The sequence below is a fragment of the Desulforamulus ruminis DSM 2154 genome (assembly GCF_000215085.1).
GTDB classification, from domain to species: Bacteria; Bacillota; Desulfotomaculia; order Desulfotomaculales; family Desulfotomaculaceae; genus Desulfotomaculum; species Desulfotomaculum ruminis.
Map to the genome: position 1 here is coordinate 1,795,832 of NC_015589.1, position 11,903 is coordinate 1,807,734.

At 44.9% G+C, this 11,903-nt stretch carries 7 protein-coding genes and 1 CRISPR repeat array; of the genes, 4 read left to right on the forward strand and 3 right to left on the reverse strand.

Annotated features, from left to right (window positions below):
• Window positions 1-14: 14 nt before the first annotated feature.
• Window positions 15-2,102, reverse strand: a complete 2,088-nt coding sequence (locus DESRU_RS09065; protein WP_013841807.1) for a Mu transposase C-terminal domain-containing protein — start codon at window positions 2,100-2,102, stop codon at window positions 15-17.
• Between the two features lie 204 nt (window positions 2,103-2,306).
• The gene (locus DESRU_RS09070; RefSeq protein ID WP_013841808.1) at window positions 2,307-2,498 is read right to left on the reverse strand and encodes a hypothetical protein; all 192 of its coding nucleotides are present in this window, start codon (window positions 2,496-2,498) and stop codon (window positions 2,307-2,309) included.
• A 185-nt stretch (window positions 2,499-2,683) separates the two neighbouring features.
• Between DESRU_RS09070 and DESRU_RS09075 the strand changes: the two genes are divergently transcribed.
• Window positions 2,684-3,568, forward strand: coding sequence for a helix-turn-helix domain-containing protein (locus DESRU_RS09075; RefSeq protein ID WP_013841809.1), 885 nt, complete (start codon window positions 2,684-2,686; stop codon window positions 3,566-3,568).
• 674 nt (window positions 3,569-4,242) lie between these two features.
• Window positions 4,243-7,875: direct repeats of the CRISPR family, unit length 30 nt; unit sequence GTTACTAGCCTACCTATAAGGATTTGAAAC.
• Between the two features lie 46 nt (window positions 7,876-7,921).
• Here the strand turns inward: DESRU_RS09075 and DESRU_RS09080 are convergent.
• A complete protein-coding gene (locus DESRU_RS09080) occupies window positions 7,922-9,229 on the reverse strand; it encodes a hemolysin family protein (protein WP_013841810.1) in 1,308 nt (435 codons plus the stop codon).
• 184 nt (window positions 9,230-9,413) lie between these two features.
• On the opposite strand from DESRU_RS09080, the gene DESRU_RS09085 reads away from it, so the two are divergent.
• From DESRU_RS09085 to DESRU_RS09095, 3 genes are read left to right on the forward strand one after another with little or no spacing between them, the layout of a single operon-like run.
• Window positions 9,414-9,863: a MerR family transcriptional regulator gene (locus DESRU_RS09085; protein ID WP_041275360.1), complete on the forward strand. Its 450-nt coding sequence runs from the start codon at window positions 9,414-9,416 to the stop codon at window positions 9,861-9,863.
• A 35-nt stretch (window positions 9,864-9,898) separates the two neighbouring features.
• Window positions 9,899-10,849, forward strand: a complete 951-nt coding sequence (locus DESRU_RS09090) for a sporulation protein (protein ID WP_013841812.1) — start codon at window positions 9,899-9,901, stop codon at window positions 10,847-10,849.
• Between the two features lie 29 nt (window positions 10,850-10,878).
• A complete protein-coding gene (locus DESRU_RS09095) occupies window positions 10,879-11,727 on the forward strand; it encodes a zinc metalloprotease HtpX (RefSeq protein ID WP_041275699.1) in 849 nt (282 codons plus the stop codon).
• Window positions 11,728-11,903 lie beyond the last annotated feature (176 nt).

Below are 11,903 nucleotides of genomic sequence, written 5' to 3' on the forward strand. Positions count from 1 at the left end.
TAACCTCCTTATATTTAACTTCCGGCCTGCAATAACATTTCATCAAAAATATTGGTCTTTTTCTTTGGCTTGGTTTTACCCGTGTCTTGAGTTTCCTTTGTGGCTTTCTTTTTACGCTGCTTGGCCACCGGCTCCATACCGGTCATTAGCTGCACCTGGGGAGTATCTTCCGATACTTTCCCGGTAAGCACGTGAGACCCAGCCTGTTTCCGTTCCTTGATGAGGGAGTCAAGGGAAACCTTCCGAATCCCTTTAAGCTGCTCCCGCAGTTCTTTGCGGAGGGATGCCCTCTGCTTTTGGAACTTAGTAAGATCGTCTCTGGTAGCCCCCCATGCCAACAATTCTTTGTTGGTGGCAGTACAGAGAAACTTTCCTGAACGAGGTGAGAATACCAGGATCTCTCCAATCCGGTTGGGATCGTAGCGGATAACCACCTTTTGACCCACCAGTTTGTCCAGGTCCGGATGATGGAACCAGCGCCGTTTTCCTCGGGAACCGAACTTTTCAATACCGCTGGTCTGTATCACGGCAGTTTCATTATCCATAAGGCAAATATCCAGTGTCCGTGCATCCGGCAACGCCTTAGTAACTTTTGGTGTTATGGCTACTTTCTGCAGCGGTGTCATGCCCAGACTGGAATGGACGGTATTATGATATTGGTGGAGGTAGACTTCCATTAAGTAGTTCAGTTCATCTAATTCCAGCAGCATATCCTGGGCGGCCATCTTCTTTTCATCCAGGTTATAGGGCCGTTGTTTGTTGTCTTTGCCGCAATATCCGGGCAAGTACCGGGCGAAGCGGTCTGTAAAGGTGCCAAACCATCTTTCCATGTGTCCCTTAGCATAAGGGGCGTAAGGGGTGGCAAACATTGGATTGATATTTAGCAGGTCACATACACTGCGGGTCTGACGGCTGTACTCAAAATCGTTACTTTTCTTTTGCTTTTTAACCTGGGATTTGTAGTCCTCACCATTATCAATATAGATGGTCTTGGGAACTCCGAAAATCGGTAGAGTTTCCCCAACATCAGCCAAAAGTTCTTCCTCACCCCAGCCCAGATCCCCAATAGATTTAGCCATAGGTTTGCTGAAGACCGGTTTTTCCCAGCCGGATCGAACTTTGGGGAGTATGCCATGACGCATGGCCAGGGCAATGGTCCGGCCATTGGCTTGGATCGAGAGGGCATAGCCAATAATGGTTCGGGTGGCTACATCCAACCAGGCTGTCATCCATGGCCGCACGGGTCTGCCGTTGTATTTTATGAAGACATCCAGGCGGTGATGGTCACCTTCCCAAACCTCGTTCATAAACTGGGGTTCTGACCGGGTGGCTTTGATGGCAAACTTTTTCATGTAGGCTTCCGGGCCTTCCCTAGCCAGGCAGACCAGGTCCGGTTCGTACTTGTTCAGATCCTCAACAACCCGGTATATTGTGGCCCTGCTGGGTACTTCCAAACTCTCTCTCTCAAGCAGTTTTTTTACCTTGTCATACACGTGAGAAACTTTGGGTTTATTGGGCTGCAGGTACAGGCTGCGAATAACTCTTTCTAACTCCTCTGAAACCGTCCGTCTGGTAGTTTCGCGTCCCAGACCGTTCAGTTTACGGATCAGCGCTGTTCGACCTCCTTCCTGGTATTCTTTTATGTACCCATAAAGGGTTCTGGTGCTAATCCCATATTTGGCGGCTACCAGTTCCCTATGTTGAGTCTTCTTCGAGCCGTCCGGCACATCCAGAGCTTCCTCGCAAATGGCTGCCTTTTCGTCAGCATCAGCCAATATTTTTTCAAACCGGATTTTACCAATTTTCGCTTCAATTTCGGCTAGGTTTAGCGGGGCCACCGGTACCGGTGGGTGTAATTCCACAACCTCTGCTAATTCCTGATTTTCTTTTACTTCCTGGATTGTATTTTGGCAGTATCGCTGCCGGGCCACAGATGAGAGAGAAGAAAGAGCTATCAGAAAGCCCATACCACTTTTGCCGCCTTTGCCAATTTTAGCAATCTTGACAATCCAATCACCGGCAGATGCTTTTTTATGCGCCATTTGACGTGATATGCCCTCTAGTTTGGCAGCCTTGGTTGTAGAAATATAAATTTCGCCCAACTTCTCTCACCTCCTTAGCATTAATTTAGACCCCGCTACTCCCCCAGGCTCCGGCCTTATCTTCACCTGGGTTCATCGTTTCATCCTCTTTAGGACTCATCAGGCGGTAGGATTTTACATCACCCCCTAAACTGTGTTTTGATAGCCCGGTTAAGGAATTGCAATACACCAACATTCTCCACCAGCTTATCTCATACAAAAGACTTAAGCAGATATTTTCAACTTCTCTCGGATAATCTGAATATATTTTTCAGTTTTCCTATCACCGGTCAATAGGTCGGAAAATTTTTTGGCCGGAATCTTATTTTCTTCACAGAACTCCTTAGCAGTTACGCCCATATCTAAAAGTTTCTTCTTAACTTCTAATCCGAAAGGTGTCAATTTTCTTCTGCCCATCGTCGTTTTTCCCCCTTTCTTGTCTATTCATGGTGGCAAGTAATGCTTGTTGCCTTATTTGTACTATGATAATATTTGCCTAGTAGGGGATTTTGCCCCCCTTTGTAGCTATTATAAACGCAAATACGTCGAAACTCAATAGCAAATAACGCATTTGCGCCGTTGTTTATAAAGAGGTGAAGCCTTTGGAAACCATTTCTGATAGAATAGAAAAAACTATAGAAGATAACGGATTAACTAAAACTCAATTTGCTAAAATTATAGGAATATCTACAGGAAACCTTGGGGATTGGAAACGGGGAAAGTCAATGCCAGGCGCAAATGCGCTTGCTAAAATTGCAGAGCATTTTGATGTATCCCTTGACTGGTTAATATTGGGTAAAAAAATAGAAAAGCTTGAACAAATTCCTGGAAGAGTTTCTAGGATATCAGAAGGGGAAGAGGACAGGCTTGAATTTAGGGAGAGCGGAAGTAATAGCGAACTGCTTAAATATTTAAAAGATCTTTCTGAAGAAGATATTAATGTATTAACATTGGTTGCAAAACGACTATCAGGCAAAGGTAGTAGAACTTCAATTAAAACGAATACCCCGCGGGTAAAACTGAAGAAAGAACCGGAAACTTCTAAGAGCAACGTTTGCTACCTGCCGGTACTTAGTCAGATTCCGGCTGGCCGTCCAGTGTCCACAGAAGATCTTATTGAAGGTTATCTCCCGGTACCAGTACATATGGCCAAAAGTGGAACCTTCTTAACTCGGGTCAGAGGGGATAGCATGATTGGTGATGAAATATTTGATGGTGATGTAGTACAGATACGAATGCAGCCCACTGTTGAAAATGGTGAAATCGCCGCCGTTCGACTCAATGGAGAAGTAACTTTAAAACACTTCTTTAACAATAATGGTTCATTTATCCTACGCTCATCTAACCCAGAATACTCAGATATTATTGCTAATATTGATGATGATATAACCATTATTGGTAAATTCATTGCTAAGTTTTCAAAACAGGACGTTGATGTATTACTTGATCGCTTCAGAGAAGACGGAGCCTTTTTTAATACAATATAAGGGGAGAAATCCCCTTATATTTTTTTATAAGCTAGAATTGTAAAAAGGATTAAATTTATAATTATTCATTTTAATGCATAATTATATGATTTACCAAAAATAATATCCAAAAATTTAAAAACCGCTGAGAATAGCAATTATAAGGTATATTAAGCGGTTTACCAATCCATTTAGTTTACCAATCATGGTTTACCAATTGATATAAAAGAAACTCTAAAAATGTACTAGAAACTGAGCCCGGATATCCTTATGGATTTATAAAGTAACAGCCCTAAAAAGCTATCTAACATTTGCAATTACTGGATTCCTGAAAAGTTTGTTACTAAAAGAGAAAGGCCCGTCACCAAGCTGTTAAAATACAACGGCGGCGGGCCTTTTTAGTTATAAACACCCTTATTTAGTAATGTTTTTTCTCATTTTACTGCAAAACTATTTTCCCTACAAAACCCACAACTCTATTAAAATCAATACATCCCGTCATTTCCCACTTTAACCCTACTTATCCCATCTTTTGCAATTATTTATGAGAGACAACAGTAGTGCAAAAAACCCCGGGGATCGACGACAATTTAAAAAGGATAAACCGGCGTAATCAAAGGGTTGGGGAAAATAGCAATTTTGCAAATAGCAGGAGCCATTTTTTAACAACCCTTTTAATTAGCGGCTTCCGACGGGTTACTAGCCTACCTATAAGGATTTGAAACGGGGGGTTAATGCCGATTATGACGAGAGCCAACCGGGTTACTAGCCTACCTATAAGGATTTGAAACCTAACAGACAGGCCAAGACAAAAACTATCGTTCGCAGGTTACTAGCCTACCTATAAGGATTTGAAACTATCTAGCGCACTGTATAAGGTCAACACTGCTGCTTTAGTTACTAGCCTACCTATAAGGATTTGAAACCCTTTACAGATGCAGCTAGCGAGTGGAAAGTAACCCTGTTACTAGCCTACCTATAAGGATTTGAAACAATTTAATAGCTTCCTTAATATATCAACTTGATTAGGTTACTAGCCTACCTATAAGGATTTGAAACAATTCTGCGATTTCATGGGCCAGACTGCCCTCTGCGTTACTAGCCTACCTATAAGGATTTGAAACTAGATATTTCGGTAAGTGTTTCATCTGTAGCATCGAGTTACTAGCCTACCTATAAGGATTTGAAACCTGCTGTAGCTGCTCCCCTTGCAGGTATCATAGCGAGTTACTAGCCTACCTATAAGGATTTGAAACTTGAAATATTCGGACACCGCTTCGATCAAAGGAAGGGCCAGTTACTAGCCTACCTATAAGGATTTGAAACTATTTTAATTATTAATATAATTAGTTAAATATTTTGTTACTAGCCTACCTATAAGGATTTGAAACTTCTTTGAGATATGACTGGATAAATCTGTAATCAACAACGTTACTAGCCTACCTATAAGGATTTGAAACCTCTTCGGTGTAAATTGTTGGCGTATAATCATCTGGACTGTTACTAGCCTACCTATAAGGATTTGAAACTGTCTTCTTCCTCTTCTTTAATGATGGCATTCAGCGTTACTAGCCTACCTATAAGGATTTGAAACACTGCTTGCTCCATGATGTATTCCTTAAGCCTTTTAGTTGTTACTAGCCTACCTATAAGGATTTGAAACCGGCGATGGCTCCAAGTGGCAGCAAATCTATAATGCGTTACTAGCCTACCTATAAGGATTTGAAACCAAAAAAGCACCGTGAAAAAGCTGATTGAGACCATAGTTACTAGCCTACCTATAAGGATTTGAAACTTGGAAAGAGAAAATAATCGTGGTATAGCAGGAATTTGGTTACTAGCCTACCTATAAGGATTTGAAACATATAGTTAGTGTATCCATCAATGGTGGTTTGAGCTAGTTACTAGCCTACCTATAAGGATTTGAAACGGTCTATGCTTCTCACAATACCCGCCGCCTCGAACGTTACTAGCCTACCTATAAGGATTTGAAACATGTTTTAAAGAAGGAGGTTGAACATGGTGACTAAGTTACTAGCCTACCTATAAGGATTTGAAACGAGACCCGGATCCCCTGCAATCGAAGGGCTTCCAGGTTACTAGCCTACCTATAAGGATTTGAAACATCACATTGCATGTATGGAGGTAAAACAAAATGGCTGAAAGTTACTAGCCTACCTATAAGGATTTGAAACTCGTAGGCATTGCCGCCTCGCGGTTCCTGGCGTAGACTGGTTACTAGCCTACCTATAAGGATTTGAAACCCGGCACACTCCACACATGGTTAGGATTATCGATCAAGTTACTAGCCTACCTATAAGGATTTGAAACTACCCCTCCTGTCGCCGGTTTCGTAACAGCAGCAGTTACTAGCCTACCTATAAGGATTTGAAACCTGCTATTGTATAACGGTTATTAGTGATTGTCAACAGTTACTAGCCTACCTATAAGGATTTGAAACATAGTATGCGTCGCGAAGATTTGGTTGGGGAATGGTATTTGTTACTAGCCTACCTATAAGGATTTGAAACATATCTTCAAACCGTTCATCCATTTGTTTCGCAGGTTACTAGCCTACCTATAAGGATTTGAAACCTCACCGACGCATTGGCCCACTGATCCGTGGCATCAGTTACTAGCCTACCTATAAGGATTTGAAACCAGGCTTGGTGACCTACTTGTTGGTGCTTGAACGAGTTACTAGCCTACCTATAAGGATTTGAAACTATATCGCATTGAGTACGGCGGAAAACTCCTTGGTATGTTACTAGCCTACCTATAAGGATTTGAAACTCAGATGGAGTTGTGAAAAGAACAGCTTAAATGTATAGGTTACTAGCCTACCTATAAGGATTTGAAACTCGCGGAGAGAGCCTTTTTGGGGGTTCGTAATCACGTTACTAGCCTACCTATAAGGATTTGAAACTTTTATCCGACTGGCGGGTTCCGGGCAGTCAGTCCGTTACTAGCCTACCTATAAGGATTTGAAACATCTTCGCGGTCTCCTCTTTTACCGCCCGTCCGTTGAGTTACTAGCCTACCTATAAGGATTTGAAACCAGAGCAACCTTACCAGTATCGATGTTCGACCCCACTGTTACTAGCCTACCTATAAGGATTTGAAACTTTGTACATTCATTTTAAAACCTCCTCTGATCTTTTCGTTACTAGCCTACCTATAAGGATTTGAAACTTGACATCCGCCGGCCAGGGAACTTGGTCACTGGTCCGTTACTAGCCTACCTATAAGGATTTGAAACACTTGGTCTTCATTCCATTTAAAAACAAGTATCCCGTGTTACTAGCCTACCTATAAGGATTTGAAACTTCATACATTTCTTTGTATCACCTCGCTCACTGCAAGTTACTAGCCTACCTATAAGGATTTGAAACCAAAAAGCAAAGTTGCTGTTATTGATTGTTTTAAGTTACTAGCCTACCTATAAGGATTTGAAACTACTTTGCCCCCGCCGCCTTAAAGTGAGTCAGCAGGGTTACTAGCCTACCTATAAGGATTTGAAACTTACTTTCGTTATGAATTTTTTCATGATTCACCATCTTTGTTACTAGCCTACCTATAAGGATTTGAAACCCATTTACTCACCTCCATGGCTGTGTTTCGTCATAACCCGTTACTAGCCTACCTATAAGGATTTGAAACTTGGCGCCACTTTCACATATTGGTGAGTCGATTGGCCGTTACTAGCCTACCTATAAGGATTTGAAACGATATGACAATCCACAATAGTTACAGTTAACTCCTGGTCCGTTACTAGCCTACCTATAAGGATTTGAAACTGGGGTCGGGGTCTAAAGAACCTGTCATAAAAGCCGTTACTAGCCTACCTATAAGGATTTGAAACATACTACCAATGAACAAGCCGAATCGTTGGCCTACGTTACTAGCCTACCTATAAGGATTTGAAACTCCTCGTTAAGCCGTTTATCGTCCAAGTCTATTTCATCAGTTACTAGCCTACCTATAAGGATTTGAAACCTCCCATTGCTCAGCGGAAAATATTAGACGCAGCGTTACTAGCCTACCTATAAGGATTTGAAACAGATGAATCAAAAAGACCTGGGGAAAGCCTTCCAATCCGTTACTAGCCTACCTATAAGGATTTGAAACTGGGAATGGGACGGTGATATAAGTGGCCAATACCAGTTACTAGCCTACCTATAAGGATTTGAAACTTGGCTTCTGTGCCGGCCTCCGTAGTTTTCGCGTTTAAGGTTACTAGCCTACCTATAAGGATTTGAAACTGATGGTCGCCCATCACGATTTGCATTACCCGCTCCGTTACTAGCCTACCTATAAGGAACAGTAAAACCAAGAGGACGACAGAATGTGTAAAGAGTCTGCCGTCCTCTTGAGTTATTCCTTGGGTGGATAGGTCAGTTCAATGCGCCGAATGGTGTTCTGCTCCATTTCGGAAATGGTGAACTTCAGGTTTTTGTATTGGGCGGTCTGGCCTTTTTCCGGACGCCGGTGAGATTCCTCCAAAAACCAGCCGCCCAGGGTAAAGACGCCCTTGGCCTCCAGGTTTAAATCAAACTCCAGGTTGAAATCCGCAATGGGTATGCGGGCGTCCACGGAATATCTGCCTTGGCCCAGGGGTTCAATGAGCTGCCGCTCTTCATCGTATTCATCCTGAATTTCCCCCACAATCTCCTCTAAAATGTCTTCAATGGTCAAAAGACCGGCGGTGCCGCCGTACTCATCCTGCACAATGGCCAACTGCAGCCGGTTTTTTTGCATTTTCTTTAAAATCTGGTCGATGGGTGTCAGTTCGGTGGCGATCATGACTTTACGCAGGGATTGTTTAAGCAACCCTTCTAAATTCAGCTTATTTAAATCCGTTAAGCCGCTAAAACATAAATCTTTGGTATTCACAAAACCGATGATGCAGTCTTTATCCCCGTCGCATACCGGATAGCGGGCATATTTCTCCTCGGTAATAATTTTCAGGTTTTCTTCCCAGCTCAAATGGGTATACAAACAAACCATATCGGTACGGGGTACCATGATTTCCCGGGCCACCCGGTCGGCAAAGTGCAGGGAATTTCTGGCCAATTGCAGCTCGGTTTGATTAATTTCTCCTCCCTGATGGCTTTGCAGCAGAATCATGCGGATTTCCTCTTCGGAGTGAATCTGCTGGTGCTCGGATACCGCATGCAGGCCCATGAGTTTGATGATAAACCGGGCGGAACCGTTTAAAAGCCAAATGGCCGGGTACATGATTTTGTAAAAACGGATCAAAATGGGTGAAATGGCCAGGGTTACCTTCTCGGCCAATTGGATGGCCAGGGTTTTGGGCGCCAGTTCCCCAATGACCACATGCAGGAAGGTGATGACTGAAAAACCGATCACAAAGGACAGACCTTCGGTTACGGCGGCAGGCAGGCCCAGGTAATGAATGAGCGGTTCAATGACGTCGGACACGGCCGGTTCTCCGATCCAGCCCAAACCTAAAGCAGTGAGGGTAATGCCCAACTGACAGGCCGAGAGGTAGCCGTCCAGGTTGTGGATGACTTTCCTGACAGCTTCCGCCCGTTTGTTTCCTTCCTGAATTAATTGTTCGATACGGGAATCTCTCACCTTGACAATGGCAAATTCCGCAGCAACAAAAAAAGCGGTGGCTGCAATCAGCAGAACCATCAGCAGCAGGTTTATCAAAATCAATGTTACGCCAACCTTTCTGTTGTGATAAAATTATTATCTTCAAAAAAGAAAATTTTACTAATGGTCTTTCCCACAGACCTTTGGGGACCCCTTTAGGAGAAACGGGCAATAACAGTGTAACGTATAACTGTACAGTTTTATGGCGATGCTATATACTAAAAGCGAGGTGGTTGTTCATGGGGATATGAAACTTTACAAAATTGGCGAACTGGCGGAATTGGCCGGTGTAAGCAAACGAACCATTGATTACTATACCAATCTTAGCCTGCTTAAACCCGTACGGTCGGAAAGTAATTACCGCTATTATCATCAGGATTCCCTGCTGCGGTTAAAACTCATTGAAGGGATGAAAAAGCAACGCTTCACACTGGATGAGATCAAAGAACGAATGTCTGTTTTAGACCAATCTTTTTTATCCGGAGAGACGGGAAAAAACAAACCGGCCAGTATTGATGTGAACTTCCTGAAAGAACAGTTTAAACAACTGGAAATTCAACTGGCCCAGTTGCAGCCGGTCATGAGCGGCATGGATGCCAAGCAGGCGGCGCTGGTAACCAGGCAGGCACTCATGCAAAGTCTGGCGGTGATCCAGTCGCTGCTGTTGTACCTTAACGAAACAGCGCCTTTTATTTAGTGCAGAACATTCAAAAAAGGAGTGCATTTGGTTTCATGTTGAAGAAGTTGATGGTCCGCTTTGGTGTAGGAGCGGCAAAGGTCAACCTGGTGCTGGAGAAGGAACAGTACCGTATTGGCGAGGCTGTCACGGGAAAAGTGGTGGTGGAAGGAGGGACGGTGGATCAGGAGATCCATGCCCTGGAGGTGGATGTGGTACTGAAGGTGAATATCCGGGGCAAAGAGTTCACCAGGGTGGTGGAGACCCTTCCGGTGGCCCGGGATTTTCGTATTGAGGCCGGTGAAACCAGGGAAATTCCCTTTCAACATCCAATTACAATGCAGTACCCGGTTTCCAAAGGTTCCGTGGCCTATTCGCTGGTTACTAAAATGGACATCGCCCAGGCCAAGGATGCCGGCGATGCCGACCGGTTCGCGGTGCTGCCCGGCCGGGAAATGTCCCTGGTTTTTAGTGCCCTGCAGATCTTGGGCTTTAAGGAAAAAATCAGTTCCGGAAAAGTGGGGCAATATGGTCAGGAGTTTGAGTTTTACCCCTCAGAGCAGTTTTTTGAACAACTACGGGAAGTAAAACTCAAATTCCATACCCAGGGTGATGAATTAAAGCTGTTTTTAGAATTGCTGTTGGCCGGCGGCGTAAAAAGCGTAACCCACCATGCAGAGCTGGCCCTGCCCTCTGAAATGCTAAGCAATGACCACGAACAGCCCTTGGCCGATACCATCAAGGAGTTCCTGGAAGGTCAGTTAAGACAGGTTTCCCTCCAGGGGCCCCGGATGGCTCCTAGCTATCAGGGTTACCCTGGGGCAGCCCCAGGCTCTCCCTTTGGCGGTTTTATGGGGGGGATGGTCGCCGGCATGCTGGGCGGCGCTGTATTGGGAGAACTCTTTGGCGGTGATGAGAATGAAGAGGCCGGTGCCGAAGCAGAAGGAGACGAAGGCTTTGATTTGGGCTTCGGGGATATGATGGATTTTGGTGATGATGAGTTTTAAGGAAGTTATGATTTAGGGGGAGTGGAATGATGAATACCATGAAAGTCTGGCTCTTAATGGGCGGTCTGTCCATCCTGCTGGTTCTGATGGGCAATGCCATTGGCGGGTCATCCGGCGCCATGCTGTTTTTCCTGATTGCTATGGGCATGAACTTTTTCACTTATTTTTACAGTGATAAAATGGCCATTAAGATGACCCGGTCTTATCCGGTTTCCGAAGCGGAAGCGCCTGAATTGTACGCTATGGTCAAGAACCTGTCCCGGCGGGCGGGACTTCCCATGCCCAAGCTTTATATCCAGCCTTCGGATCAGCCCAATGCCTTTGCCACCGGACGGAATCCCGCCCACTCGGCGGTGGCCGTAACCGAAGGAATTTTGCGCCTTTTAAGTCCCAAGGAGCTGGAAGGGGTTTTGGCCCATGAACTGGCGCACATTAAAAACCGTGACGTACTGGTAGGAACCATTGCCGCCGCCCTGGCCGGCGCCATCAGCATGATGGGCAGCGCCCTGCAGTGGGGCGCCATTTTCGGCATGGGCCGCAGTGATGATGAAGAGGGAGGCGGCGGCATGCTGGGCGGCCTGGTGATGGCCATTATATTTCCCATTGCGGCCATGATTATCCAGATGGCCATCTCCCGTTCCCGGGAATATATGGCGGACGCCACCGGGGCTCAAATTGCCGGTTCGCCGGAAGGGCTGTCCAATGCCCTGCTGAAGCTTGAGTCAGCGGCTCACCGTCTGCCGCCTATGGAGGTAAACCCCGCCACCTCGCACCTGTTTATTATGAATCCCCTTTCCGGGGCTTCCATGGCCCGGCTTTTCAGCACGCACCCGCCCATTGCGGAACGGGTGGAGAAGCTCAGAGCCATGAGAAGATAGCATTCCACAGGAACATGGGGGATGCTCTGAACAGATCCCCTGATAGAATGACCTGAGGCTTATTTGCCTCGGGTCTTTTGTTGTAATTTTTAAACAATTCGGCATCCGAAGTACTGTCATTAAAGATACTGCAAAAGAAATAAAATTGGTTAATTTTAGAGGATAACGGCTTTTAT

Bases quoted from the DNA above. Each gene is read 5' to 3' on its own strand.
- DESRU_RS09085 (WP_041275360.1), top strand. From the start codon at position 9,414: ATGAAACTTTACAAAATTGGCGAACTGGCGGAATTGGCCGGTGTAAGC.
- DESRU_RS09070 (WP_013841808.1), bottom strand. From the start codon at position 2,498: ATGGGCAGAAGAAAATTGACACCTTTCGGATTAGAAGTTAAGAAGAAA.
- DESRU_RS09090 (WP_013841812.1), top strand. From the start codon at position 9,899: ATGTTGAAGAAGTTGATGGTCCGCTTTGGTGTAGGAGCGGCAAAGGTC.
- DESRU_RS09095 (WP_041275699.1), top strand. From the start codon at position 10,879: ATGAATACCATGAAAGTCTGGCTCTTAATGGGCGGTCTGTCCATCCTG.